At 60.9% G+C, this 25,270-nt stretch carries 23 protein-coding genes; 8 read left to right on the top strand and 15 right to left on the bottom strand.

The genetic code is table 11. The features are described from left to right. The first annotated feature begins 29 nt into the window (after window positions 1–29). From fcl to JQ621_RS33775, 3 genes are all read left to right on the top strand, one after another. Window positions 30–998 carry a GDP-L-fucose synthase gene (gene fcl, locus JQ621_RS33785; RefSeq protein WP_409334265.1) on the top strand — a complete coding sequence of 323 codons (969 nt, stop codon included), beginning with the start codon at window positions 30–32 and terminating at the stop codon, window positions 996–998. 22 nt (window positions 999–1,020) lie between these two features. Next, window positions 1,021–2,223 (top strand): glycosyltransferase family 4 protein, encoded by a 1,203-nt coding sequence (locus JQ621_RS33780; protein ID WP_212241400.1) that lies wholly within the window; start codon window positions 1,021–1,023, stop codon window positions 2,221–2,223. Window positions 2,224–2,319: 96 nt separating this feature from the next. Further along, window positions 2,320–2,751 carry a hypothetical protein gene (locus JQ621_RS33775; protein WP_212241399.1) on the top strand — a complete coding sequence of 144 codons (432 nt, stop codon included), beginning with the start codon at window positions 2,320–2,322 and terminating at the stop codon, window positions 2,749–2,751. A gap of 850 nt (window positions 2,752–3,601) precedes the next feature. On the opposite strand, the gene JQ621_RS33770 is transcribed toward JQ621_RS33775, so the two are convergent. From JQ621_RS33770 to JQ621_RS33760, 3 genes are all read right to left on the bottom strand, one after another. Then, entirely contained in the window at window positions 3,602–5,581 is a 1,980-nt protein-coding gene (locus JQ621_RS33770) for a hypothetical protein (protein WP_212241398.1), read from the bottom strand. Between the two features lie 89 nt (window positions 5,582–5,670). Further along, on the bottom strand, window positions 5,671–6,783 hold the full coding sequence (locus JQ621_RS33765) for a glycosyltransferase family 4 protein (RefSeq protein ID WP_212241397.1): 1,113 nt from the start codon (window positions 6,781–6,783) through the stop codon (window positions 5,671–5,673). Between the two features lie 16 nt (window positions 6,784–6,799). After that, entirely contained in the window at window positions 6,800–7,831 is a 1,032-nt protein-coding gene (locus JQ621_RS33760; RefSeq protein ID WP_212241395.1) for a glycosyltransferase family 2 protein, read from the bottom strand. Between the two features lie 515 nt (window positions 7,832–8,346). On the opposite strand from JQ621_RS33760, the gene JQ621_RS33755 reads away from it, so the two are divergent. The 4 genes from JQ621_RS33755 to JQ621_RS33740 all read left to right on the top strand — a co-directional run bounded on the left by JQ621_RS33755 (window position 8,347) and on the right by JQ621_RS33740 (window position 12,632). Beyond that, on the top strand, window positions 8,347–8,943 hold the full coding sequence (locus JQ621_RS33755) for a TVP38/TMEM64 family protein (RefSeq protein ID WP_212241394.1): 597 nt from the start codon (window positions 8,347–8,349) through the stop codon (window positions 8,941–8,943). Window positions 8,944–9,115: 172 nt separating this feature from the next. After that, window positions 9,116–10,090 carry a lysylphosphatidylglycerol synthase transmembrane domain-containing protein gene (locus JQ621_RS33750; protein ID WP_212241393.1) on the top strand — a complete coding sequence of 325 codons (975 nt, stop codon included), beginning with the start codon at window positions 9,116–9,118 and terminating at the stop codon, window positions 10,088–10,090. A gap of 8 nt (window positions 10,091–10,098) precedes the next feature. After that, a complete protein-coding gene (locus JQ621_RS33745) occupies window positions 10,099–11,781 on the top strand; it encodes a dolichyl-phosphate-mannose--protein mannosyltransferase (RefSeq protein ID WP_212241392.1) in 1,683 nt (560 codons plus the stop codon). A 125-nt stretch (window positions 11,782–11,906) separates the two neighbouring features. Next, window positions 11,907–12,632, top strand: a complete 726-nt coding sequence (locus JQ621_RS33740; RefSeq protein WP_212241391.1) for a class I SAM-dependent methyltransferase — start codon at window positions 11,907–11,909, stop codon at window positions 12,630–12,632. A 9-nt stretch (window positions 12,633–12,641) separates the two neighbouring features. Here JQ621_RS33740 and JQ621_RS33735 read toward each other — a convergent pair whose 3' ends face one another. From JQ621_RS33735 to JQ621_RS33720, 4 genes are read right to left on the bottom strand one after another with little or no spacing between them, the layout of a single operon-like run. Then, complete coding sequence (locus tag JQ621_RS33735; protein WP_212241390.1) at window positions 12,642–13,415, bottom strand: class I SAM-dependent DNA methyltransferase; 774 nt, start codon at window positions 13,413–13,415, stop codon at window positions 12,642–12,644. Further along, complete coding sequence (locus tag JQ621_RS33730) at window positions 13,412–14,533, bottom strand: DegT/DnrJ/EryC1/StrS family aminotransferase (RefSeq protein WP_212241389.1); 1,122 nt, start codon at window positions 14,531–14,533, stop codon at window positions 13,412–13,414. Before JQ621_RS33730 ends, JQ621_RS33735 begins: the two co-directional genes overlap by 4 nt. Further along, entirely contained in the window at window positions 14,533–14,919 is a 387-nt protein-coding gene (locus tag JQ621_RS33725; protein WP_212241387.1) for a cupin domain-containing protein, read from the bottom strand. The genes JQ621_RS33730 and JQ621_RS33725 overlap by 1 nt, the downstream gene beginning before the upstream one ends. A 54-nt stretch (window positions 14,920–14,973) precedes the next feature. Next, entirely contained in the window at window positions 14,974–16,191 is a 1,218-nt protein-coding gene (locus JQ621_RS33720; protein ID WP_283813228.1) for a class I SAM-dependent methyltransferase, read from the bottom strand. A 728-nt stretch (window positions 16,192–16,919) separates the two neighbouring features. Here JQ621_RS33720 and JQ621_RS33715 point away from each other — a divergent pair. Beyond that, window positions 16,920–18,233: an aminotransferase class III-fold pyridoxal phosphate-dependent enzyme gene (locus tag JQ621_RS33715; protein WP_212241383.1), complete on the top strand. Its 1,314-nt coding sequence runs from the start codon at window positions 16,920–16,922 to the stop codon at window positions 18,231–18,233. A gap of 4 nt (window positions 18,234–18,237) precedes the next feature. Here JQ621_RS33715 and JQ621_RS33710 read toward each other — a convergent pair whose 3' ends face one another. Genes JQ621_RS33710 through neuB form a run of 8 tightly spaced genes read right to left on the bottom strand, consistent with a single transcriptional unit; the run spans window position 18,238 to window position 25,161 of the window. Then, window positions 18,238–18,903 carry an LbetaH domain-containing protein gene (locus tag JQ621_RS33710; RefSeq protein ID WP_212241382.1) on the bottom strand — a complete coding sequence of 222 codons (666 nt, stop codon included), beginning with the start codon at window positions 18,901–18,903 and terminating at the stop codon, window positions 18,238–18,240. Between the two features lie 4 nt (window positions 18,904–18,907). Further along, window positions 18,908–19,684, bottom strand: a complete 777-nt coding sequence (locus JQ621_RS33705) for an imidazole glycerol phosphate synthase cyclase subunit (RefSeq protein WP_212241381.1) — start codon at window positions 19,682–19,684, stop codon at window positions 18,908–18,910. A gap of 10 nt (window positions 19,685–19,694) precedes the next feature. Beyond that, window positions 19,695–20,333, bottom strand: coding sequence for an imidazole glycerol phosphate synthase subunit HisH (gene hisH, locus JQ621_RS33700; protein ID WP_212241380.1), 639 nt, complete (start codon window positions 20,331–20,333; stop codon window positions 19,695–19,697). Window positions 20,334–20,380: 47 nt separating this feature from the next. Beyond that, window positions 20,381–21,562 (bottom strand): N-acetyl sugar amidotransferase, encoded by a 1,182-nt coding sequence (locus JQ621_RS33695; protein ID WP_212241379.1) that lies wholly within the window; start codon window positions 21,560–21,562, stop codon window positions 20,381–20,383. A gap of 37 nt (window positions 21,563–21,599) precedes the next feature. Continuing rightward, window positions 21,600–22,412 carry an SDR family oxidoreductase gene (locus JQ621_RS33690; protein WP_212241378.1) on the bottom strand — a complete coding sequence of 271 codons (813 nt, stop codon included), beginning with the start codon at window positions 22,410–22,412 and terminating at the stop codon, window positions 21,600–21,602. Continuing rightward, window positions 22,409–23,449, bottom strand: a complete 1,041-nt coding sequence (locus JQ621_RS33685) for a nucleotidyltransferase family protein (RefSeq protein ID WP_212241377.1) — start codon at window positions 23,447–23,449, stop codon at window positions 22,409–22,411. Before JQ621_RS33685 ends, JQ621_RS33690 begins: the two co-directional genes overlap by 4 nt. Window positions 23,450–23,461: 12 nt before the next feature. Beyond that, entirely contained in the window at window positions 23,462–24,082 is a 621-nt protein-coding gene (locus tag JQ621_RS33680) for a NeuD/PglB/VioB family sugar acetyltransferase (RefSeq protein ID WP_212241376.1), read from the bottom strand. Beyond that, a complete protein-coding gene (gene neuB / locus JQ621_RS33675; RefSeq protein WP_212241375.1) occupies window positions 24,079–25,161 on the bottom strand; it encodes an N-acetylneuraminate synthase in 1,083 nt (360 codons plus the stop codon). The genes JQ621_RS33680 and neuB overlap by 4 nt, the downstream gene beginning before the upstream one ends. Window positions 25,162–25,270 lie beyond the last annotated feature (109 nt).

Below are 25,270 nucleotides of genomic sequence, written 5' to 3'. Positions count from 1 at the left end.
TCTGACGGAGGCCAAGCGGGATGTCGCAAATGGCAAGCGTACCGTTTGAGCTGAAGGGCAAGAGCGTCTACGTCGCCGGCCATCGCGGCATGGTCGGCAGCGCGCTTCTGCGCCGGCTGGCGCGGGAAGATGTCAGGCTCGTCACGACCGAGCGGCGCGAGGTCGATCTCTGCAACCAGGCCCAGGTGTTCGACTGGTTCGCCAGGGTTCGGCCGCAGGTGATCTTCATGGCTGCGGCCAAGGTCGGCGGCATCGTCGCCAACAACACGCTGCGCGCCGAGTTCATCTACGACAACATCGCGATCGCTGCGAACGTGATCCAGGCCGCGCACCTCAATGGCGCCGAGAAGCTGATGTTTCTGGGTTCGTCCTGCATCTATCCAAAACTGGCGCCACAGCCCTTGCGCGAGGACTCGATGCTCACGGGCCCGCTGGAGCCGACCAACGAGCCCTATGCGATTGCGAAGATCGCCGGCATCAAGATGGCGGAGGCCTATCGCAGCCAGTATGGCAGCGATTTCATCAGCGTGATGCCGACCAACCTCTACGGCCCCGGCGACAATTACCACCCCGAGCTGAGCCACGTCGTCGCCGCGCTGATCCGGCGCTTCCACGAAGCGAAACTGTCAGGCGCGAGGAATGTCGTGGTCTGGGGCACCGGCACGCCGCGGCGCGAGTTCCTCTATGTCGACGACATGGCGGATGCCTGCGTGCACCTGATGAAGACCTACTCGGGCACGGATCTCATCAACATCGGGACCGGCCAGGACATCGCCATCGCCGAGTTCGCGCTCATGGTGGCCGAGCTCGTCGGCTATCGCGGCGAGATCTCGTTCGATACCTCGCGCCCCGACGGTACACCGCGCAAGCTGCTCGACGTCAGCAGGCTCGACAAGCTCGGCTGGCGCGCGACGACCTCGCTGCACGACGGCTTGAAGCGCGCCTACGCGGCGTATCAGGCGGAAAGCCAGGCAGACGGCCATAAGCCGCATGCCTGACGGTCGAGGATCGCGTCTGCATATGGCCACCTCTGCAAAACTGATCATCGCGGCCCAGTTCTATCCGCCCGACACGACGACGACGGCAGTCTATGTCGGCAAGATCGCCGAGAGCCTCGCCAGGGATCGGCAGCTCGTTGTGATCTCGGCGACACCAGGCTCGCGCACGATCGGCCGCAAGCCCGAGGTCGTTGAAATCAAGAACTGGAATCCTCGCAAATCGGCGATCGTCCAGCGCGCGGCGGCGATCTGTCTGCTTGCAGTCCGGATGTTCTTCTCGGTCCTGCGGCGGGCAAGGTCGGGCGACATCGTGTTCTGCGTCACGACCCCGTTCACTCTGCCCTACACCGTGCTCCTCGCCGCCAGATTGCGCGGAGCAAAGACCATGCTCTTGATATATGATCTTTACCCGGAAGCGCTCGAGGCGGCCGGCATGGTCCGCTCCAACTCGCTCACGGTCCGCTTCATTCGCTTTGCCAACACGCTCTTGTTCCGGCGGCTTGATGCGATCGTCGTGATCGGTCGCGACGTGCCGCCGCTGATCGGAAAATATAGCGGCGTGACCGCGGAGCAGCTTCGCTACATTCCAAACTGGCCGCTGACCCCGATCGGCTATCGACAGATCGATCCGACGAGCCGATTCCGGGCGCCGGATCCGTCCAGGTTCATCGTCGGCCTGTCCGGCAATCTCGGCTTCACACACGATCCCGCCACGGTGTTCGAAGCGGCCCGCCTGTTGCGAGACCGCAAAGACATTCATTTCATCCTGTCCGGATGGAGCGTGGGCTGGGCCACACTCAATGACCTCTACGCCAAGGATCGTCTCGAGAATGTCACCATCCTGAAGCCTGTTCCCGAAGACGAGCTCGAGGAATTTCTGTCGGCGGCCGATCTCTGGGTCATTCCCTATCGCCGGAACATCGCCGGTGTCTCGATCCCCAGCCGCCTTTACAACATCCTGGCTGTCGGGCGACCTGTCGTGATCACCTCGGAAGCCAATTCCGAAGGCGCGCTCGTGCTCGGAGAAGCGGCAATCGGATGGGTCGTTCCTCCCGAAAATCCAGCCGAGCTCGCGCGCGCCATTCGCGAGGCGGCCGGCGATCGTCAGGCCACGAAGGACAAGGGCGTTCGTGCGGCCGGCATCGCCGAGAAGTATCGCGAAGACATCGCCCTTGCCCGCTATCGCCAGGCCGTGAACGAAGTCGACCAGGCTCCGCGTCGTTGAAGCCTGAGAATGCTCTAGGCTGGAGAAAATAGACAGCAACGATCAGAAGGTATAGCTCTGCTCGACCTGACAGTCTTTGCAGGAGACGCAACCGGAATGAGACCCATCATACTGGCGTTCGCAGCCACCGCGGCGTACCTTCCAGTCGCACTGTACCTTGACGCAACGTACAAGCCATCGCTGAATGCCGACGTGCTGCGCAGACCTTTCACCAAGATTGGCCCAAACGCTTACGTGGCTTATCACAAGATTGCGGGGGCAAAAGGGGATGTCCCCAACGACCCGCGCCGCGCGACCCTTGAGCTGACGGAGAATGGCAAGGCGCTCGGGCCAGCGCACACCTTGCGATCCGAAGTCGCTGCAATGGGCGGCGGCCGGTATATTTTCCTTCAGACAAGCGAGGATCCGCCAGCGCTGGTATTCTCAGCCTCCGACAATTCCGACCCCAATACGAACGGACGCGTCTATCGGGTGACCGATCCAGGCGCCCACGACCCGTACGAAGCGCAACGCCGGCGCTGGCCGTAAACGTACCGGATGTCGGCTGTCTGTTGTATGCATCGGTTGTCGCAGACTGTCGATGTTGTCGAGGGCAAACTGCACATCAACATGTTTGCATGCTCCACTGGCTCTGTTGACGTGAAAAGAACTAGTATGGTTTCAATAGATTGCGCTCGTGGAGGGCCTGGTGGGACGTTCTAACGACGGAACGAGATAACAGGTTCCGTTCATGCTCCACGCGGAGGTCGCGTTCCTTCAATCGATGAAGTGACACATGCCGATGGCGCGGGAAATTCTAACGAGATTGGCGGACGCATGCGGCGCGCTTGCCCCAAGCGATCACGACGCCTATTTATGGCTATGACTACATCAATGCGTTTTGTTCCGCTGCTCTGTTTTGTTCTGTCCGCCTGTTCGATCTGGCCGGACGCATCAGTTGCGCCGCCTGCGGCTCCTCCGGAAAATCCATTGACGGATCATGCACTACGGATGGGAGTAACGCGAGCAGCCAATGGTGCGCATTTTACAGGTCCGCTCGAAGTGTCCAATGTGCGCAAGACTGATCACGGCCCAGGATCATCCTTTGTCTGTATTAGAGAGGTGGCTTCGTCTTCAGGGAAGCAGCAATCACCTTACGCCGTCTTCTTCGACGGCGATAAATACAAGGGGTCGAGACTTCCGGTCATCATAGAGGAGTGCGAACGGCAAACCTACATACCTGTTCAAAGGCTCGAAGAGCAACCTTCCGGTTCTGAGCCGTGTATAGCGGGTTGTCTACCAGGAAAGACATTCTAGTTTGCTGTTTAACTTTGCCCAAACAAGCTCGTCCGCATGGCGCCGCAACGAGTCGATGCCAGCGCCGAAGAGGGCATCTCGGCTAGCGGGGAAACGCTTCCAAAACGTCGCTAAAGCGGAACAACCAGCCGTACTCAAACCCCTGTTGGCGATCGACAAAAACGGCCCTGTCTTTCATTTTTTTGAGAATGGCATTTAAGCACCATTGTCTATTACTCATGTTCTTGCTGATGATTTGAAAGTCAACGGATTGCGCTTTCATCTCCTGCAGCCGGTTCTTCAGATCATCCATTGACTGGCATTTTGCGAAATCGGCCGACACCCAGTTCAAGCCCGGCGCCTGGTAGAAAGGAGCCCAGTAGTCAAACGCGATCGTCACCGGTCTCGCCGCGACGTTTTTTTCGATGTATTGGCCGATCGGATACGCGGTCTCGCCCCATCCCGGCCAGGTCCACCAGATGTAGCGATTCATATCCAACGCTGCGGCATTCTCCAGCGGCCGATCACGCAGCAGGTTCTTATATCGCAGATAGGACGGCGCCGCCGACACCGCAGTCAGCGCCATTAGTAGGGCGACCGCCAGCTGCACAGCTGCGGCCGCCGGAACGGCGATATGGTCGAGCCAGAGCAAAGTTGAATAGACACCGAAGATCGTCAGCAGCAAGCTCACCACAACAAGATACTTCGGTTCGAACGGCAGGTCCGCCAGGGCGTATGCGGCCAGCATTGCCACCGGGAACAGCAGCACCAGAAACAACGGCAACGCATGCCGTTTTGCAACGGATGGGTCTTTTCGCGCAACGAGCACGAACAATGGCGCCGCCCCTGCTATCATCAACAGGGTGATCTCCGGCAAGGTGTAGAAAATCGCACGAACCATGCTCCAGAACACCTTCAGGTGCTGGAGCACGGCGCTGTGATCCATGGTGGTGATCGCGCTGTATGCGATTGGCCTTGCGACATAGATCGACTGTGCGCGCAACGCATCGATATCGATGTCGTTTCCGGCGATCGTCGGATCGAACAGAACATTCGACTGGAACAATATTGCTGATGCGCCAAATGCAAAGACGAGCACCGAGACAGCAGCAAAGAGTACGGTGACGGCCAACGCTGGAGCGCTGGCCGGGACGCGCGCCGGCCATCGCCTTCGGGCCGCCGGCAACCCGAGATAGGCCAGCGCAAGAAGACCGGCGAGGAACACCGCAAGAGACGGTTTGATGTTGACGAAATACAATGGCGCGCTCGCGAAAGCCGAGAGCAGCGCCTTGGGACTCAACCAGATTTTCGGCACCAGCAGCACGAGCGCAATCAGAAAGGTCAGCGCGAAGGTGCAGAGAAACCGCACGGCTGACGCTACCGCCGTCCCGAGTGTTGGCACCACGAAGGGTGTCAACAGCAGTTCAACCCAGCAGATCAGAAGCGTGATCGCGAGCGTCGTATCCTTTTCGAGATAGGCGAGCGCGCAAAACGCCGCAACAATAACGGGGCCGTTGCGCCCGAACGCGCGATATCCAACGTAATGCAAGATGGCGATGACGGCGAACAGCGTCGAAAGAATATCGTACTTCAGAACCTTCGCAATGCCTTTAAGCATAGGAAAATTCATGATGACGAGAAGTGCAAGCAAGAACGCATTCAGGCGCCAGCCGCACGGTGACCAAAGTCGGACAACAAGCGCCGCCAGATAAGTAAGAAACGCCAACGCGACGATGACTTGTATCGTCGCAAACGGCAGCAACGGCGTGTAGTGAATATCCCAGGCGATCAGGTCATTGAGTTGATAGGAATGAGCTAGCGCCTGGTCCAGCCGTTGCGCCGGAAATGCAATCAACAACTGGGAGATCAAAGAGCCGTCACTCAGCTGGATCGACTTCACATCGGAGAGAAACGCGCCCAGGCGTTTCATTGTCGTGATCTGGTCGGCTGTCGGGTATTGCGAAAGCGCAGAGAAATATGTGGCTATTGACAGCAGAATCGCGGCGGCGAGTCCGACGGCCGCGAATATCTGGAAAGCGCCGCGCGAACTTTGCTTTGCAGGCGTTGAAATTGCTGATGACAATGATGCAAGATCCCTAATGGACAACAACACAGTATTCGCCGCACAGCCGAGCGGCAAGCATGGCAAGCCGCGCCCTCGTCGGGGTTGTCTCAAGCAGACGGGGTACGATCGCCGGATCGGTAACGATCCCGTATCTGCTTCCAGAACTCCACATACTTCTCGGCCATGCGTGTCCACGAAAGGGACTGAACCCGCTTCAGCGCCCACTCCCGCAACTCAGCATGACGCTGCCGGTCGGTCAGAAGCAGCGATATCCGCGCAGCCAGTTCCGCGGGCGAGTTCGGGTCCACCAGCGAAAGTTCGTGGGTAAAGAAATCCGTCGAATCGAGGGTTCGGCCCGCGATGGCGGGTGTTCCGCAGGCCATGGCCTCGACCGCGCTCATGCCGAAGCCATATCGCGACGGAAACAAAAACAGATCCAGCTCGGAATAGAACTGCCTCATGTTCTCTTCTGGCACGAAGCCGACAAACTCATACCTGTCCGGCGGAATGTTCTTGCGCGCCAGATCCTTCATCTCTTCCAGTTCATTTCCGCCGCTTGCGATAGCCAGAAACGCGTCCGGATTCTGCCTGGCAACTTCGGCAAAGGCGAGGATCGCGGTATCGAGCCCCTTCGCCCGCTTGGCTTCACCCAAAAACCCGATGCGGAATTTGCGCTTGGGGATTGCGGCGTCACACCAGAACCTGTCGTGGTCGATGCCGAGCGGGATGACACCGATACGATCCGGCTGCACCCCGAACATGTTGACGACCTGTTCGGCCGTCGATGGAAACGGCACGATCAGTCCATCGCTGTGCCGACAGGCGAATTCGATACAGCGGCGCTTGATGGAATATTTCAGATAGTTGTCGTAGCCCCGCGCCAGAAAGGGGATGAGATCGTAGACCCCGGTAACCACGGGGCGCTTGCGCGCCAGGATCGTGAAGACGGCCGACACCGAATAGACGCTGAACCAGACGTCGTGGCGGACGCCGCGCAAGTCCCACAGGAAATTCGCCGCCTGCCGAAGCACGGCGGCTTCGGTGAGAAGCATGCCGCGATCGTGGAAGACATAAGGCTGTCTGATGGCATCGAGGCCGGTCACTAGCTCGGCAATTACCCGCTCGAGGCCGCGCCCAGTATCGCGCCCCATCGACAACGGAAATGCACTGATTCCGACCTGTCTCAACGGAGCCAATTCCGGAGACACGTCGCTGGTCATTCTCCGTGCACTTGGTTCAATCATGGGACGTGGCTCGAGGAGCAATCTGAGCTTCGAGCCCGTTCGGGCGGCCAGTCACCTTTGTCACCGTGCCGTTCTTGATGATCTCGCGGACGGAATAATAGCGCTCAGCGGCTATAGCGTAGTAGATCTTGATCAAGATGTCGGTCAGGATTCCCAGCGACACGAACAGCAGCCCCGCGATGAAGCTGAAGACGGTGAGCAACGGCTCCAGCGTGCTCGATAGTTTCCTGTCGGTGAGGAATAGCCAGACTGTGCGACAGCCGAAGATCGCCGCCACGACGAAGAACAGGACACCGATGCCGCCAAGCAGGTGGATCGGCCTGACCGAATAGCTGCGCCAGAACCAGAGCAGCACCATATCGGCGAACCCCTTGATGGTCCGGACCGCGTTGTATTTCGAGATCCCGCTCCGGCGCGGCCGGTGATTGACGGGCAGCTCTCCGACGGAGAACCCCTGCATTTCGAGCAGCGCCGGGATAAACCGGTGCATCTCGCCGTACAGGCGAACATTGTCGAAACATTCACGGCGGTAGACCTTCAACGAGCAGCCGCTGTCGTGAATCGTGTCGTTGAGGAACAGCTTGCGCAGCAGGTTTGCGCCGCGCGAGACGAAGCGCTTGCCAAACGTATCTTGCCGGTTAACGCGCCAGCCCGAGACCACGTCCAGATTGTTGGCCTCCAGATGCGCGATCAAATTGGGAATGTCGGCGGGATCGTTCTGCCCGTCGCCGTCCATCGTTATGACGTATTCATACTTGGCGGCGTGGCAACCGGCATCGAAGGCAGCGGTCTGTCCAAAGTTGCGTCGAAAGCGGAATACCGTGACGTTCGCCATAGAACCCGCCACGCGCGCGCTCTCATCGGTCGAACCGTCGTCCACCACGATAATCTCGCGCACCCAACCTCGCCCATCGCAGACCGCGTTGATCTCGTCAACGAGCGCCGAGAGGTTGTTCTCCTCATTGAAGACCGCGATCACAACGCTCAGCCGCGGCTCAACGGATCTATCAACGCTGCTCGTCATCTTTGCCCCTCAGAACAGTAGTCAAAATCGAAAGCATCCGGTTCGGCGAAACCAGGATGCTTGCCCGGATCCATGCTCGCATTCTGCAAAAAACCGAAAGCCGAGGCATCGCAACGACGGAAGGCCGCTTGCGCCTCCCGGCTCGTCAATACCAGTCCCCTTGCGGGGATGCCCCCCAAGGGACTTCGCTAGCCCAATCCGGCGAAAGAGGGAAGTGCCGGGCCGGGCCATCAATTGCGAGGCAGCCGTCCGTGGCCGGAACGCATCACTTGGTGGCTTCTCGATCCGCGCTCAGGCGAATTTGCCCCATTGAAACGTCCCTCCTCCGTCCCAAAGCGCCTATAGCCACGGCAATTTCGATTTGCTAGAGGATAGCCGGCATCGTTACGCTTTCCGTACGGATCGGTTCGGTTTGGGCCTAAGTCAGCGTTGCCATGAGTCGATGTACGAAATCGGCTGCAGTGGTTCCGGCGTCCAGCAGTGGGCGGCCATGGATTTGGACTGATATTCAACTGATGACGGAAGCGCTCAATGATTGGCTTCAGCATTTTGGCAGCTTGACGCCGGTTTCCGCGGCGGCAATTTGCCTGCTTTTTTTGTTGACCGCCTTCGTCGTCTTTCCTCGCACCGTGCTGATCATTGCGGTCGGCGTGACGTACGGAGTGGCGGCTGCGCCAATCATTCTGCTGAGCGGGACGGTCGGCGGAATCCTCGCATTCTGTACGTCGCGGTACATTGCTTCGAACTGGTGCCGCAGAATGCTGGAAACGAAGCCGAGGCTCAAGGTTGTCGCGCAAGCGGTAGACGCCGAAGGCTGGCGTATAATCGCTCTGGCGCGCCTCGGAGCGCCCGTTCCCAGCGCATTACAAAACTACCTGTTCGGGCTGACAAATATTGACATCGTAAGTTATTCAATCGCGACCTTCATCTTCAGTGCCCCACAAGTATTCCTGTTTGCATTTCTCGGCGCGACCGGCAGGGCTTCGCTGCTCCACGACAGATCCACCGGCGTGCCGCTTGCGTTTCCGCTACTGGCGATCTTGCTTACCGCAACGATCATTGCCCTCGTTTCACGCCGCGTAAGACTGTTGCTGTTGCGGCTTGAACCGTGACCGTGTCGGAGTGTGGTTGCAGCCCTCCTCGACCGATCGGCCAGTAGATGGGACCTCGTCTCCGGGAAAGTGGTCGTCATAGCCGTTACGTCGTCAGGTATCGTTCCATGAAGTCTTCCACGGTGGAACGAGGGCTGCGGCGGAAAGGTATCTCAAAGACCGGGATTATTTAATGCGAAGGCTCTTGTTGTTCCTGAAATGGATCACGGTCCCGATCATCATAGGGGTCGTGGTCTGGCTCAGCGGCATTCGTGAAATCTACGCCGTCATTCTCCGATCGAGTTTCCGCGTCATCGTAGAAGCCTTCGCGCTGTCCATGCTTGCCGTCGGGCTGACTGCCGCGAAGTGGCGTTTCGTTATCCCGACCATCAAGATGGCAGAACTCTTCAGAACGGCGCTCATCGGACAGTTCTACAGCTTCTTCTTTCTGGGTCAGGCCAGCGGAGAGGCCGCGAAGATCTACCTGATCTCTCGCCAATCCGGCAGTGTCGGCGGCGCAACCGTTTCCGTAATCACCGATCGGCTAACCTCCTTCATCGGAATGTTGTCGGTCTCGGTGGTTGGTTTTGCGTTATCCTCAAGTCAGTATCCGCTGCAGCTACAGCAGATCGCGCTGGCTGGTTTGACGTTGTTGGTCGTCATGTTGATTGCGCTGCGCCACGATGCTTTTTTTCTCCGTGCCGAGCGACTTGCGTCGTGGGTGGAAGGCAGGACATCAGCCTATTCGTCTATCGTCGCGCGTGAACTGCGGACAGCGATTCAACAATGGCACATAGCGACCGCAAACCCCTGGCGCGTCTTGGCCGGAGTGCTGGTCGGCGCGCTGGTGCACATCGTGAATGTTCTGACTTTCATGGTTTTGGCCGCCGGGGTCGGGGTTCGTGTTGATTTCTTCGACTGGTGCTGGATCGGAGGGCTGACGAGCGTTGCCGGACTCATTCCAATCACGATCGGTCAGTTGGCGTCGGGCGGCGCGCTCGTGGCGCTCCTGCGTCTTCAGGACGTTTCAATGGTCGATGCGTTGGCGATCTCGGCCCTCATGATCGCAGTCAATGGTATGCTGGCGATCGTCGGAGCCTTTTTGGAGTGGTATCGTTTGCGTGTTCGAGTTGCAGCGCCGACACAATCCGCGGCAGACGGAATATAGAATCCAACATGATCTTCCGCCCGCAACACGTGCCCGATCGAACAACGGATTCGGACGGAAGGCTCGTCGGCAAGACGGGCGACCGTTTCGCCTTGCCGATCCTGATCATCTGCCTGTTGTTTGCCCTCTGCCAGCTTGCCTTCAACGCGCTCACGCTCGACACCTGGATGGACGAAGGCAAATACCTGATGAAGGGGTATTGGTACCTGACTGGGCAGGTACCGCCTTATTCAGCGATCGATCCGACCTTCTACATGCCGCTGCCGTTCTACAGCGTCGGCGCCATGGAGTGGCTATTCGGCATCGGCTATCTTCCTGGCCGGGCACTGGCGATCTTCTTCGCCATCGCATGTCTGGTGCTGGTTTATCTGACCGGCACGCGCATCGGCCAATCACGCCTGGCGGGCACGGGCGCGGCGGTTCTTGTCGCAGGCTATCCCGTCACGTTAACCTATTTTGCCACGGCGACGCCCTATGCATTGGTGAGTTGCCTGTCGCTGGCACTCATACTGGTGCTGCTTGCCGTGCGCACGCGATGGATCGCGTGGGGTTTGTCGGGCATCATTCTGTGGGCTCTGCTGTTCACGCGCCCGAACATGCTGCCGATCGCCATGCTGCCGGCTGCCTGGGCGCTTCTGATTGAGCCGCGGCGAAAAATCGAATGCCTGGCGGTTGCTGTCGTGACATTCTTAGCCGCTTCTCTTGCGACGTTGTGGGTGTTCGGGAATGGACTATTGGAAGTAGTCCTCGACGTGCCCGGGCTGTCGCAGATTGCTTCCTTGCTGGGCGCGCCGCCCGCGCCAATTTCAAAAATCCTCCCTCTGACCGTTTCTCCTCTCGATCCCGTGCTCTCGCTTAGGGAGGTGCCGACCTACTTTTACCTGTATTTCTTTCGGCCCTACTTTGCCGTATCGGCCATGACACTCGCCGTGGTCGCGCTGCGGATTCTCTCGGCCTGGCGCGGGCCTGGCGAGCGACGGATCAAGCCGATCGATCTCATCCTGGTCTATTTCTGGACTGCGACGTTGCTGCACTATCTGCTATCGTTGTCCTACTGCGTCGATTGCATCATTCCCTACACGAACTACTTCCTGCCGGTCGGAGCGCTCGGCGTAGCGGCTTTACTCGGCGAAATTTCTCGGCTCACGCTTAACTCACGCCCGGTGTTCGCCGCGTTCATCTGCGTATGCGTCATGGCCGTGGTAATGCACGCCTCCCCCTCGTTCCCCACCTTGTTGCGCCCCAAGACCGACTTGGTCCGAACGGCGGCGACAGAGCTGGCGGCGCAATTGCGACCGATCCTTCCTCCGACGGGCCGCGTGCTGGTGCTGAGCGACAGAGTAGAGGCCGCACAAGCGGTTTGGTTGGCGGGCGGCGTCATCGAGGCTCGGTCGCTCTATCTTCCGACCAATTATCGCGAACCGAAGCCCGGAGTAACGCCCGAGGATCGCGCAAAAATAGACGCGATCACCTGGGAAGCCGGGTTCTGGAACGAGGACAATATGCGACGGGCGCTTGATCGCGATTATCGCACGCTGCTGGTCGAGCGACGCGCGAGTTACGGCGATGTGCTTGCCCGCACGGTCCGCGATGGCATTCCGTTCGGCGACGTGGTGGCCAGGCGCTTCAGCCTTGCATCGGTCGCGAAGGTGGGAGATCGCACATTCGAACTGTATCAGCGCCGCGACTGATTCAAGGCGAACCCGGCGCGCGGCCCATCCGCCCTGCAATCGCGAGGTTGGTTGTGCATTTTCGCGCCGTGTGGCAAGGTTGAGGCTACCACAATTCAGGCATGGCCTTAGAGGGACGCGACTTTATGTCCGCACGCCAAGACAATCTCGACCACTACGAAACGATCGCCGATCATTTCGACGAGACCTACAATCGCGAGAATTCCAACCATCTTTATAAGATCGATCAGATCTCGAAGGTGATGTTCGACCACCTGCCCGCGCTCGAATCCTACGACGTGATGGAACTTGGCGGCGGTACCGGCATTCATGCCTACCACTTCCTCGAAGCCAACGCGCATCGCAATATTCGCTACACTTTGTCGGACATCTCGCCCAAGATGCTGGAGAAGGCGAAGATCCGGCTTGCCAAATTCGATGTCGACTACGTGGTCTCGGCTGCGGAAAACATCGCCACCGACAAGACCTTTGATGCGATCTTCTGCAGCGGCGCGATGCATCATTTCGAAGACGCGCGAGCGTCCATTGAATCCATGCGCGACCATTTGAGACCCGGCGGCGCGATCGTGGTGTGCGAGCCGATCGTCTGGAACCCCGTCAACTTCATCAAGGCCGCGAAAGACCGGCTGGAATGGAGCCAGTTTACCGCCACGCGCTCGAACGTTGCGCGCATGCTGCACGAATCCGGCATGAGCCTGAAGGTGAACCGCGTGCTCCATTGGCGTGCGGGCCCCGAATTCGTGAGAATGCTTTGGCCGTATGAAAAACTCGAGGCCTATCCTTTGCTCGATATGGCGGCCGTAATGTATCTGCAGGTCGCTACAAAGCCGCAGGCCTCGCAATCGAGCTGACTGAGCAAATCAGATCGCGACAGCGACCACCGCTGCAGCCCACTTGCGCGCGCTCACGGGCGCGTCGATGTCAGGGAAGCCGGTCAGTGCCATCAGTTGAAATCCGCTGACGCGAAGCATCAATTCAAGCTCCAGCGGGAAGAAGTACCGGACCCGATGGGTTTCCAGTGCCTCATCGAGGACGCGATCGCCCTGCAGGCGCGTGACCTTGACCGTAATCTCGCAACACTGGCGGTCGGGCAAATGAAGACCTGAAGAGAACCTGACAACGCGTACATCGCCAGTCTCGAACTCCCGTGTGTTCTCGCCCGGTGGATCCGTGACCACGGCGGGCCCATACCAGAAATCCGCAATCAGCAAGCCGTTCTGCCGCAGGTTTTTTCGCGCCGCGCCCAGCGCGCCCAGCGCGTCGTCATTGCTAGCCATGTAGCCGATGACGTTGAAATTCATCACGGCCACATCAAACGGCGAGGTGGCCGGGAAATTCCGGATATCCCCGCAAAGAAATTTCGGGTTGGCGCCGAGCTTCATCTGCGTCGCGCGGTCGCGCGCACGCGCGACCATCGATTCGGATTGATCAACACCCGTTACATCAAAGCCGTCGCCTGCGAATATCACGGCATGCCTGCCCGTTCCGCAGCCTAAGTCCAGCATTTTCCTGGCTTCGCCGCGCCCGAACTTGGCGATCAGATTCTCCACCGCCTTGCATTCGGCGGCGTAGTTTTTCTCGGCATAGACCGTATCATAGGTCGCCGCATAGGAATCGTTGAAGACGCCCGTCACGCAAGTACCTCGCGAACCGCGGCGCTGACGCGATCGATCTGCGCCTCGGTCAAGCCAAGTCCGGAGGGAACATACAGGCCGCGGCGCGCGAGTCGCTCCGTCACCGGATAGCTGCTGCCGGCAAAGAGGCCCCGTTCGCGCAGGACCGGTTGCTCGTGCATGCCGAGGAAAAGCGGCCGTGTGTCGATGCCCTTTGCGCGCAAGCGCTTCGCGAACTCGACAGCGTCAAAGGCAACGTCATCGGCAAGTATGAGGCAATACATCCAGTACACGTTCTTTGCCCATTCCCGCTCGACCGGCAGCGTGATCTGCGAAAGATCGGACAGCCGTTCATGATAGGCCTTGGCCATCTTGCGCTTGCGGCGGATATGGTCCTCGACGCGGTCGACCTGAGCCACGCCGATCGCGGCCTGCAGATTGGTCAGGCGGTAATTGTGACCGATTTCGGTGTGATAGAAGCGTCGCTCCGGGCGGAAGCAAAGGTTGCGCAGAGAGCGCAGCCGGTCGGCATAGTGGTCACTGCTGGTGACGACCATCCCGCCTTCGCCCGTGGTGACGATCTTGTTGGCGTAAAAGCTGTAGCAGGCCATGTCACCGAAGCTGCCGACACGGCGGCCCTCGACTTCCGCACCGTGAGCCTCCGCGGCATCTTCGATGATGCGCAGATCGTGCTTGGCGGCAAGCTTCATGACACGGCGCATGTCGACGGGGTGCCCGAACATGTGCACCGGCATGATCGCGCGCGTCCGCGGCGTGATCGCGGCTTCAACCTGGTCAAGATCCATGCACCAGGTTTCAGGGTCGCAATCCACCAGCACCGGCACGCAGTCGGCCTCCAGTATCGCGATGGCGCAGGAGATGATCGTGTAGGAGGGCATGATGACCTCGGAGCCGGGCTCGAGCCTCAATGCCTTCATGGCGACCTGAAGGGCCGTGGTGCCATTGCTTACGGCCACGCCGTGCGCAGCGCCGCAAAACTGTGAAAATTTGCGCTCGAACTCCGGAATGAAGCGTCCTTCCGAAGAAACCCAGCCGGTTTCGACGCACTCGTTGACGAGGGGAGCCGTGTTGTCTCCAATCAGAGGCTCGGAGACCGGAATGAACGGGGCGACTTCCATTAAGCCCTCGGTGCGATTAGGGGGACATCGAGACGAAAAGTATCCTTCTCGTAGTCCTCACCGCCGCGCGGGCCGCGCGTCAGCACCAGAAACGTCGTGTCTTCCAGCGCCTCAAAGGCGTGCCGTTCGTGGGGAACGCTGAGGATGAGATCGTTGGGCCCCATGATCGCCTCAGTTGGCGCCTGGTCCGGCATTTGCGAAACGGCGCGAAGCTTTCCCGACAGGACGTAGAGCCACTGCCACGTCTCCTTGTGATAGTGGTTGGCGCGAACCGCGTCCTTCCGGCTGTGAATGATGGTCGCGTACTCGATCGGCTCCCGCTGCAGCACATCGATGATTTCCCCGCGTTTGTCCGCAAAGGAAATCGGAAGCTTCTTTACATCCATCTCATGACTCCCTGCTGCCGAGACAGCTCCCGGCAGGATTTAGTTGGAACGATGTCAGCCGACGATCCTGGGCGTCGGAATGGGGATGATGAACTTGCCGCCCCGATCAGAAAATTCCTTGAGATTGTTCATGATCTCTTCGGCAAAATTCCAGGCCAGCAGAAGCGCGTAGTCAGGCTGGTGCGTCAGTAACATATCGTCCGGAACGACTTCAATGTTCACGCCCGGCGTGTAACGCCCAATCTTAAGCCTGGACTTCTCGGTGACGAAGTCGAGGAAATCGCTGCCCAGCCCGCAATAATTCAGCAGGGTCATTCCCTTTGCCGGCGCACTCACGGCGACGATCTTGCTACCGCTTTGCTTGAGGCCGGTCAGCATCGCCCGCAGCGCCAGGCGATTGTTGGCGACGCCCTGCGCGAACTTCCGCAAGGTATCGAGTTCGTAGATTTTCTCGCGTTCTTCATTGGCCAGCATTTGTTCGACGATCGGAGCGACCGGGCTGGACGAGACACCGATCCTGCGCACGAACAGGCGGATCGATCCGCCATGGATGTCGCGCAGTTGCACGTCGAATATCTCCATGCCGAACTGCTTGAAGAACCGAACCAGCGGCTTCACCGACAGATAGGACAGGTGTTCGTGATAGATGGTGTCGTACTCGAGGCTGTGCAGCAGTTCAAGGAAATACGGAGCCTCGATGATGAAGGTGCCGCGCTCGGCCAGCAGGATGGAAACGGCCTGCATCAAATCATGCAGATCGCCGACATGAGCGAAGACGTTGGTTCCGGTAATGACCGAGGCCTGCCCCTTGCTGGCAACCACCTTCTTGGCGCTTTCGCTGTTGAAGAACGCGGCGACGGTCTCGATGCCGTTCTTGTTGGCGATCTCCGCGATGTTGGCGGCCGGGTCGACGCCGAGCACTTTGGTGCCCTGCTCCTTGAACATCTGCAGGAGCACGCCGACATTGCTGCCGATATCGACGACGAGATCGTCCTTGGTCAGCCCGAGCAGGCGCGTCGTGGTGCGGGCAAACTCACCCCAATGCCGGCGGCCGGCCGTGGTGGTCGAGGATTCATAGGGATAGTCGTCGCAGTACAGAATCTCGGGCGGCACCACATAGTTGAGCTGGATCAGCCCGCACTCTTCGCAGACCGCGACCTGCAGTGGATAGGAATCCCGGTGCTCGCTGAGCTGGTGCTTGTGCAGGAACTGATCGGCCGGCGGCATCTCTCCCAAGTCGAGAAAGAGCGCGAGACGCTCGCTCGCGCACATGCGGCAATTCTTTACAAACATAGGTCGGCCCATCATTCAGGGGTTGAAGGCAGTCGCCAGTCCGCGACGCCAGCCGGAGTCTGGGCTCTAAGAACACACTTCCACTGTAAAATCGAGAGGGAGAGTGGCTCACACTGTACGTTCGCGGATCGTCCAGATGATGGCGCAGGATGTGCCTCCACCGTTTCAGCGCTGACCGGCGCTTCGCGCGGCCCCCACGGCAGGTTTCGATCTCGTCTTAGAGCAGTTCAAATGCCAAGAACGTTTTGAGAACATCGGAAGATCCGAGGCGCGAGCCATGTTGGGGCGCCAGGTGGTTGTCGGCGAAGACGGCCTGTCGCACACGCGCGGTGAAATGGTATTTAGACACCACAGCCAGCTGTACGTTCGTGACTGGTTGGCGGGGGAACCATCAACTTGCCGCCGACGGGGCCGCGAGTTCGTCGATGATGCGCAAGTCTCGACTTATGCGACTGATCGGACTCCAGCTGACACGCGCTCATCGGGCAATTGCTTGGTTGACCGTTCAACCCTCCGAAGGCAATAACGACCCGGAAGGGACCGTTTGCGATCCGTAACTAAGTCCGCTGCGGAGGCGCATGGCCAGCGTCAGCTTGAGCTGGCGTTGCTCTGCGTGGACTGGGCGTGCGCGAAGTCCTCGCTTGTTTGCCGGCGCTTGCCGCTTTGAGGCATCGACCTGGGTGGCACGACCGCATTGGAGTAGCGAAATGTCTAATTCCGCTCAAGCACTGTACGCGCGCGCCCGGGCAGTTATGCCCGGCGGCACCCAGCTGCTTTCAAAGCGTCCGGAGATGTTCCTGCCCGGTCAGTGGCCGACCTATTTCAAATCGGCCAAGGGCGCCGAGGTCGTCGACCTCGACGGCAAGACCTATCTGGACATGAGCTATTGCGGCATCGGCGCCACCATCCTCGGCTTCGCCGACCCCGACGTTAACGCCGCGGTGAAGAGCGCAATCGACATGGGCTCGATGTCGACCTTGAACTGCGCCGAGGATATCGAGCTCGCCGAGCTCCTGGTCGAGCTGCATCCCTGGGCCGACATGGTGCGGTTCGGGCGCGCCGGCGGCGAGGCCATGGCGATCGCGGTCCGCATCGCGCGCGCGGCGACCGGCCGCGACATGGTGGCGTTCTGCGGCTATCACGGCTGGCACGACTGGTATCTCAGCGCCAATCTTGGCGAGACGACCGCGCTCGACGGCCATCTGCTGCCGGGCCTCGATACCAAGGGTGTGCCGCGTGGTCTCGCCGGGCTGATGCATCCTTTCCATTTCAACAAGCTCGACGAGATCGAGGCGATCGTCGCCGCCCATGGTGAGCGGCTCGCCGCAATCGTGATGGAGCCGGTGCGCTCCAGCGAGCCTGAGCCGGCCTTCATCAAGGGCATCCGCGCGCTCGCCGACCGCTGCGGCGCCGCGCTGATCTTCGACGAGGTGACGTCAGGCTTCCGCATCAATTCCGGCGGCGCGCATCTCGCCTACGGCGTCGATCCCGACATGGCCGTGTTCGCCAAGGCCATCGCCAACGGCTTTCCGATGGCCGCGATCGTCGGCCGCGCCTCGGTGATGGACGCCGCGCAGGAGACCTTCGTCAGCTCGACGGCATGGACCGAGCGCGTCGGCCCGGTCGCGGCCCTTGCCACCTTGCGCAAGCATCGCGAGCAGAACGTCGCGCGGCACCTGATGCGGATCGGCGCGCGTGTCCAGAAGGGCTGGACCGAGGCGTCACAGGCCGCCGGCCTGCCGCTGCACGTCTCCGGCATCTCGCCGCTCGGCCATTTCGCCTTCGACCTGCCCGACGCGCAGGAAGTCCGCACGCTGTTCACGCAAATGATGCTGGACCGCGGCATCCTCGCAACCGGCTCGTTCTACGCGATGTGGTCGCACACCGACGCCCATGTCGACCGTTACCTGGAAACGCTGACCGAGGTATTCCGCGAGTTGCGCACGGCGGTGGACCAAAAGGCCATCAGGCAGTTGCTGCGCGGTCCCGTCGCTCACTCCGGGTTCAAGCGGCTGACCTGATCGATCAGGCCGCCATCCCGAAGATATCGCGCACCACGTTGCGCGACGTCGGCGAGCGTCCAGCATTCGGATAGATGCCGTGCAAGACGCTGTCGGCGGCAAGGGTGCCGCCGTCGATCACGATCGCGCCCGTCGAAACGAAGGAATTGTCGCCCACGGCGGTCTTGCCGATGACGCGGCTGCCGCCATACATCACGATGCCGCACCCGAACGACGGATAGTCGTTGTCGAGGTTCGCGCCCACCGTGCAATTGTGGTAGCAGATGAAATAGTCCGAATAGCTGGCGCGGCCGAGCACGGTGCCCACCGGATGCTGGACCGCAAACACGTCGGGCAGTTCGACCTCGTAGAACGCATCAAGCGCGTGCAGCGCCTTGTTCAATGCGTAGGCCTTGTCCGCGATGGGATGACCGGGCCGTTCGCGAAAGGCAGAATTGGCGAGGTAGTAGAGGAAGATCGCATATTGGTCGGAGTGCCAGTGCGAGAATCGAGCCTCGCCGTTGGCAAAAAACCCTTTGAGCCGCACCCGCGAAAAGCAATGCTCGATCCGGCCGAGCGCAAGTTCGACGAATTTCGGGAGGTCGCCAAGGTCTGCGCCATCGGGAAACAGGTTCTCGAACTGCTTTCGCACATAGAGGGCGAGGTCGGTACGGGCCAGCGAAAGCTGCACGGTGCTAATTCCTGCTCGAGAAGCTGGCGCGCACGTCCAGACCGCGCGAGAACAGATGGCTGCGCAGCTTGATCGGGCTGTGGTCGGTAAAGAGGAACATCGAGGAAATCGCCACCGCGGACGCTCCGGCCTCGAGGGCGTCGATCGCATGCTGGAGCGAACCGCATCCGCCGGAGACGATCAGCGGCACGCTCAAGACGCTTGCCGCCTTGTGGATCAATTCGAGATCGTAACCGCTCATGGTGCCGTCGCGGTCGATCGAGCCGAGCAACACCTCGCCGCAGTGCAGCTCCTCGCAGCGCTGCGCCCATTCGATCGGATCGAGCGCGACATGCTCGCGGCCGCCGTCGATGAAGACGCTGGCATGGTTGGGGCTGATCCTCTTGTAGTCGATCGACACCGTCATGCACTGGTCGCCGAAGGTGCGCGCCGCCTCGCGCAGGAATTCCGGGCGCCGCACGGCTTCCGAATTCACCGACACCTTGTCGGCGCCGGCGCGGAGCAGCATGTTGACGTCGTCGAGCGTCTTGACCCCGCCGCCGACCGTGAAGGGCATGAAGATCTCTTCCGACATCCGCTCGATGATGTCGACGACGCGGCCGCGCGAGGCCGCGCTCGGCACGATGTCGAGCACGATCAACTCGTCGACCCCATAGTCGTTGTAGACTTTCGCCGTCGTCACCGGATTGCCGGCGGCGCGCTCATTCTCGAAGAAGCGGACATATTTGACGAGCCTGCCGTCGCGCAGCAGAAATTTCGGGATCAGGCGCTTCTTCAGCATCGCGAGGACTTCAAGGATTCCAGCGCAGGAAATTGCTCATCAGCTCGATCCCGGTGTCCTGGCTCTTCTCGGGATGGAACTGCGTCGCGGCGACATTGTCCCGCGCGATGACCGCGGTCACCGGCTGGCCGTACTGGGCGAATCCGACCACGTCGCCCGCATCCCTGCAACGCATGGCGAAGGAGTGCACGAAATAGAACGCCAGATTGCTCTCGCGGATATTGGCGAGGATCGGGTGGTCGCGCTCCTTTGCCACCATGTTCCAGCCCATATGCGGGATCTTCAAAGCGGGATCGTTCGGCATCAGCCGCATGACGTCGGCATCGAACCAGCCGAGCCCACGATGCGCCACGCCGTCGTCGGCATGTTCCTCGGACGTGTTGGCGAGCAGCTGCATGCCGAGGCACACCGCAAGGAAAGGCTTGCCCTTCTCGCGGACCTGGCGCTCCAGCATCTCGTCGATGCCACGGGCGCGGATGTTGTTCATCGCGTCGCCGAACGCGCCGACACCGGGGAGGATGACGTGGGACGCATCCGCGATCGTGTCGGCGTCATGGGTCACGACCGGATCGAAGCCGCAATATTCGACGGCGTTCTTCACCGAGCGTACGTTGTTGATGCCGTAATCGACGATCGCTACGCGTGACATCCCCTGCTCCCCGGGCGCGGTCTTCCGCGCCTCTCGCCAAACCTCGCCTATCCCTTGCCGCCGCCGATCTCGACGCCGGGATGGTTCGGCCACGGCACTTTCGTGTTGTTCCACTTGTCCATGTCCGGCATGCGGCGACCCGGCTCGACCGTATTCGGCGAGAACTGCCACGGGCTGACCTCGTGCTTGATCGCTATCCCCAGGAACTGTTCCTCCGTGAGCTGGAGATAGTCGAGGAACAGATCGAGGCTCGGCGGCCGCTTGCCGTCGAACTCGCGCACCAGCGCTTCGCCCTGCTCGCGGGTCATGCGCTTGTTGCGGATGTCGATATTGGCGAGATGGTTGGTCCGGCCCATGCCGCGCTTGATGTACTTCAGGTAGTCGCGCACGCCTTGGAAGAAGCACTCGATCTTCTCGTAATCGTACTCCGGCGGAATACCCTCGACTTCCTGGCCTTTCCATCCGAGTTCGCGCTTGATGATTTCGACGTGCTTCTTGGTGTCCCACTTGATGTAGCTGCCGAGGCAGATCGAGCGGCACTTGATCCGCATCAACTCCTTGCGCGGCGGATAGACGAACGGATAGAGGTCGCGCTTGGCGACGCGCCCGCCCAGAAACTCGTACATGTCGTCGGCGGTGATGCCGAGATTCATCGCGCGGTTGAAACGCTTCTCGTCGACCTCTTCCATTTCGTCGTAGGAATAGAACGACTGGTATTCGGCCAGACTCTCGCCCCAGAACAGCAACGGCGTCTCGTAGCGGATCGCGATCTGCATGGTGTGCGCATAGATGCCGGTATGACAGTGCCAGCAGAAGTCGCCGCGGCGCTTGAGCGACTCCAGCATCAGCTCACGCACCACATGCCAGTTCGGCGTGAAGTTCAGCACGTCGACGCCAAGCTGCTTGAACACGCTGGTGTTGTTCTCTTCGATCAGCGGACGGTAGAACCAGTGGTCGAAGCGCACCACCAGCGGCTTCAGGCCGAGCTTTTTGACGACGTACCAGAGCTGGAAGACGCTGTCCTTGCCGCCCGAATAGGGCACGATGCAGTCGTACAGACCCTTGTCGCGGTATTGCGCAACAAGTTCCATCATCTGGGCGTGTCGCTCGTCCCAATTGATCTGGGTGTCACGGACCTCGATCTGCGCGCAGACGCTGCACGAACCGGTCTCGTCGAACGATGTCGCCTCTGCCGTTTCGGGCAATAAGCACTTGCTACAGCTCAACATTTCGGAGATTCCCGCAACTGCATGATTTGCTGCTGGCTTACCACGCCGTCCACCCCCCGTCGACCGCAATGCACTGGCCCGTGACATAGGCGGCCAGGTCGCTCGCGAGGTAGGCCACAGCGCCCTTCATATCGTCCTCGCGTGCCATGCGGGCAAGCGGCGTCCGGGCCACATAGCGGCTTAAAAACGGCTCCGGCGTGGCCCTGAAGACCCCCCCGGGGGCCACCGCATTGACTCGCACTTTTGGCGCCATCGTGGTCGCCAGCCAGCGCGTCATCTGGATCAGCCCCCCCTTGCTCGCGGCATAGGCGGCCGGGTTCCCGAGCGCCGTTCCTTCGTAGAGCCGCCAGTCGGGCCCGGCGAGGCCGTAGATCGAGGAAATATTGATCACACTGCCATGGCCCGATTTGGCGAGGTCCTCCGCCGCGGCCTGGATCAGCACGAAGGGCGCGGTGAGGTTGACCTCGATCGCCCGGCGCCAGGTCGCATCCGATTGCTGTTCGAACGGGACCGCCCAGCCCTCGAGCCCGCTGGTGCCGACGAAGGCGGCGCAATTGACGATGATGTCGATGCCCCCTAAGGCCTCGCGCACCCGGCGCGGTAGATCCTTGACGGCGTCCCCGTGCTCGAAATCACAATCGAACATCGCAGCCTTGACGGCGTGATCGGCGCCGAGCTTCGCCGCGGCCTCGATGCCCGCGGACGCCGCGATATCGACCAGCGCGATGGCGGCGCCGAGTTCGGCAAGACCCGCCGCGATCGCGCGACCGATGTGACCGGCGCCGCCGGTGACAACGGCGACACGGCCGTTGAGCGACATCATCTCGCGGAGCGAGCGTTCGGTGCTCATCCAAATATCCTCTGGAATTCGTCGGACGCACGCTGCAGATCGTCGAGGCGGCCGACATCGATCCAGTACTCGCGCAGCGGAAACACGACCGAAAGCTTGTCCTTGGCGATGGTCCGCTCGATCAGCGTCGGCATGTCGACGGCCTCGTTGGCATCGAGATGATCCAGCACACCGGGATCGAGCAGATAGACGCCGGCATTGACGAAGAATTTCTGCGTCGGCTTTTCCCGGATGCCAAGCAGCCGATGGTCGTCGAAATCGATCACGCCGAACGGCACGGTCACCGAATGCTCGCGCACACAGACCGTGGAGAACGCCTGGTGCTCGCGATGGTATTTCAGCATCTGCTCGAAATTCACCGTCGTCAGCAGATCGCCATTCATCACGAAGAATGGCTGCGTCGGCCGCTCCGGCAGCAGCGACAGGGCTCCCGCAGTGCCGAGCCGCTCGCTTTCCTGGAGATAGTCGATCTCCACGCCCCAGGCCGAACCGTCGCCGAAATAGTCCCGGATCATATCGGCCTTGTAGTTGACCGAGATGAAGAACTTGCCGAAGCCGGCCTTCACGAAACCGCCGAGCACGGTCTCCAGGATCGGCTTGTCGCCGACGCGGATCAGCGGTTTGGGAATGTCGTCCGTGAGTGGTTTCAGCCGCGAACCGAGGCCGCCGGCCATCAGCACGACCCAATGATCGGATTGCTGCGCGAGCGCAAGGTCGTCGATCAGCTTGACCTCGACCACCCGTCCCTCCGGATCGACCAGCGGAAGCTGGTGGATGGAATGCTTGCGCATGACGTGGAGTGCAGCGGGATTCGAGATGCCGACGGGGGCCGTGACCGGCGAACGGTTCATCACGAGGCTGACCGCGGCGTCCAGGCCCACGCCGCCAAGCAGCGCGCGTCGCACGTCGCCGTCCGTGACGGTGCCGACGATCCTGCCGTCGCGCTCGACGATGGCGAGTTGCAGCGTGCCCTGATCGATCCGCCGCAGCGTCTCGATCAACGGCGTATCTTCACCGACGACGAATGCACCCTTCATGACAAGCTCATCCTATTCGTTGCCGGCGAATCCGCCGGCCGCGATATCCCTTGTAACCACCGCGCCCGCGGCAACGACGGCTCCGGCACCCACCTTGACGCCGCCCAGCACCACCGCGCCGGCGCCGATATGAACGCTCTCGCCAACCGACACGCCCCCGCACAGCACCGCCCCCGGAGCAACATGCGTGTGATCGCCGACGATGCAATCGTGCTCGACCACTGCGCGCGTATTGATCAGGGCGTTCCGCCCGATGCCCGCCGCGGGCTGGATCACGGCACCGGCCATCACTTGCGCGCCGTCGCCAAGCTGTGCGTCGGACGCGATGACGGCGGAAGCATGCGCAATCACCGGAAATCTGTAACCCGGCACGGCGAACCGCTCGAACAAAGCGCGCCGGCCGGACAATCCGGAATTGCGGCGCGAGGCGCGGTTGCCGAGACCATTGGCGAGCTCGATCTCATCAGCGGACATTTTCAGGACGTCGTCGTCCGAGACCGTGATCCGGACGCCGCCGATAACCTCGCCGATGCGCGCGGCGTCGGCCACGGCTATCGGACGTATGCCGCGGCTCAGCAACGCCTCGATGACGACGCGGGCGTGACCGCCGGCGCAAAGCACGATCAGACTCATGGCTCCAGCGCCTCATTGGCCGCGTAGTCGCGCTGGGCTGTCTTGCCGAGATAGCTCCAATATTCGATCGGCGGAATGCCGCTGCCCGGGCGCTTGACGCCAAGATTGCCTTCCGTGAAGCGTTCTCCGGCGCGCACCGGCTGGAGCACGACGAGACTGCGGCGCGCCACCACGCGGTTTGGAATCTCCTCCGGCGCCGGCACCTTGCGACCATCGCCCAGCGCCGCCTCGACGTCGCGGATCGCGGCGATCATTGCCGCCATCTCGTCCGGCTCGATCGAGGCCCGGTGGTCGGGCCCCGGCAAATTGCGATCGAGCGTCAGATGTTTTTCGATCACGGTTGCACCGAGCGCCACCGCAGCCGACGCGATGTGGATACCGCGGCTGTGGTCGGAGAAGCCGACGGGCAGGCCAAACGCATCGTGCAGCGTCGCCATCGCGCGCAGATTGATCGATTGCGGATCAGCCGGATATTCGGTCGTACAATGCAGCAGCGTGACCTTTGCGCGCAACTCCGTCCAGGTCGCACGATCCAGCAGGAGATTTGCGAACTCCGAAGGCGTCGGCCGCGCCGACGCATCGCGCAGATAGCCGAAGGCAACGACGCCGAGCGCCTGCTCCACTTCGGCGAGGGTCCCCATGCCGGTGGACAGAATGATCGGCAGGCGGAAGCGCGCCAGATGCTGCAGCAACGGCGCATTGGTCAGGTCGCCTGAACCGACCTTCAACGTTGAAACCCCGACGTGGCGGACCAGATGCGTGGCGCTGTCTGCGTCGAACGGCGTCGACATGTAGGTGATCCCGGCGGCCGCGCAGGCCGCCGCGATCTGGACCTCGTCGTCGGTGCTGAGCTCGAGCGCGCGCAGCATATCGAGCTGCGACTGCGCCTTGCCGGTGGTCGCCTGCTGATAGCCCGCCTTCGCAGCCTCTGCGGTCGCGAGCTTGTCGGCGCGAAACGACTGAAACTTGACGATGTCAGCCCCCGCCCGCGCCGCGGCCTCCACCAGAGCAATCGCGCGCGCGCGGTCGCCGTTGTGGTTGACGCCAGCTTCAGCAATGATCAGGGTTCGGCGGTGCATGGGGTTTCGTGGCGCGGCGCAGCGAAATCGCCCGCCAATCAAGCGTTTGTCTTAGTCGAGCACGCTGGTAAAAGCAACGCAGTCGGGCGGCTTGCGGCATGTCCCAGGG

It is taken from the genome of Bradyrhizobium manausense, assembly GCF_018129685.1.
Lineage (GTDB): Bacteria > Pseudomonadota > Alphaproteobacteria > Rhizobiales > Xanthobacteraceae > Bradyrhizobium > Bradyrhizobium manausense_D.
Note: the sequence above shows the minus strand (reverse complement) of the source record. Positions and strands in the feature narration are given on the sequence as shown.

Excerpts from the sequence above, each read along its gene's own strand:
- fcl (WP_409334265.1), top strand. The coding sequence starts at position 30 with ATGGCAAGCGTACCGTTTGAGCTGAAGGGCAAGAGCGTCTACGTCGCC.
- JQ621_RS33780 (WP_212241400.1), top strand. The coding sequence starts at position 1,021 with ATGGCCACCTCTGCAAAACTGATCATCGCGGCCCAGTTCTATCCGCCC.
- JQ621_RS33775 (WP_212241399.1), top strand. The coding sequence starts at position 2,320 with ATGAGACCCATCATACTGGCGTTCGCAGCCACCGCGGCGTACCTTCCA.
- JQ621_RS33765 (WP_212241397.1), bottom strand. The coding sequence starts at position 6,783 with ATGACCAGCGACGTGTCTCCGGAATTGGCTCCGTTGAGACAGGTCGGA.
- JQ621_RS33760 (WP_212241395.1), bottom strand. The coding sequence starts at position 7,831 with ATGACGAGCAGCGTTGATAGATCCGTTGAGCCGCGGCTGAGCGTTGTG.
- JQ621_RS33755 (WP_212241394.1), top strand. The coding sequence starts at position 8,347 with ATGACGGAAGCGCTCAATGATTGGCTTCAGCATTTTGGCAGCTTGACG.
- JQ621_RS33750 (WP_212241393.1), top strand. The coding sequence starts at position 9,116 with ATGCGAAGGCTCTTGTTGTTCCTGAAATGGATCACGGTCCCGATCATC.
- JQ621_RS33745 (WP_212241392.1), top strand. The coding sequence starts at position 10,099 with ATGATCTTCCGCCCGCAACACGTGCCCGATCGAACAACGGATTCGGAC.
- JQ621_RS33740 (WP_212241391.1), top strand. The coding sequence starts at position 11,907 with ATGTCCGCACGCCAAGACAATCTCGACCACTACGAAACGATCGCCGAT.
- JQ621_RS33730 (WP_212241389.1), bottom strand. The coding sequence starts at position 14,533 with ATGGAAGTCGCCCCGTTCATTCCGGTCTCCGAGCCTCTGATTGGAGAC.
- JQ621_RS33725 (WP_212241387.1), bottom strand. The coding sequence starts at position 14,919 with ATGGATGTAAAGAAGCTTCCGATTTCCTTTGCGGACAAACGCGGGGAA.
- JQ621_RS33720 (WP_283813228.1), bottom strand. The coding sequence starts at position 16,191 with ATGTGCGCGAGCGAGCGTCTCGCGCTCTTTCTCGACTTGGGAGAGATG.
- JQ621_RS33715 (WP_212241383.1), top strand. The coding sequence starts at position 16,920 with ATGTCTAATTCCGCTCAAGCACTGTACGCGCGCGCCCGGGCAGTTATG.
- JQ621_RS33705 (WP_212241381.1), bottom strand. The coding sequence starts at position 19,684 with ATGCTGAAGAAGCGCCTGATCCCGAAATTTCTGCTGCGCGACGGCAGG.
- hisH (WP_212241380.1), bottom strand. The coding sequence starts at position 20,333 with ATGTCACGCGTAGCGATCGTCGATTACGGCATCAACAACGTACGCTCG.
- JQ621_RS33695 (WP_212241379.1), bottom strand. The coding sequence starts at position 21,562 with ATGTTGAGCTGTAGCAAGTGCTTATTGCCCGAAACGGCAGAGGCGACA.
- JQ621_RS33690 (WP_212241378.1), bottom strand. The coding sequence starts at position 22,412 with ATGAGCACCGAACGCTCGCTCCGCGAGATGATGTCGCTCAACGGCCGT.
- JQ621_RS33685 (WP_212241377.1), bottom strand. The coding sequence starts at position 23,449 with ATGAAGGGTGCATTCGTCGTCGGTGAAGATACGCCGTTGATCGAGACG.
- JQ621_RS33680 (WP_212241376.1), bottom strand. The coding sequence starts at position 24,082 with ATGAGTCTGATCGTGCTTTGCGCCGGCGGTCACGCCCGCGTCGTCATC.
- neuB (WP_212241375.1), bottom strand. The coding sequence starts at position 25,161 with ATGCACCGCCGAACCCTGATCATTGCTGAAGCTGGCGTCAACCACAAC.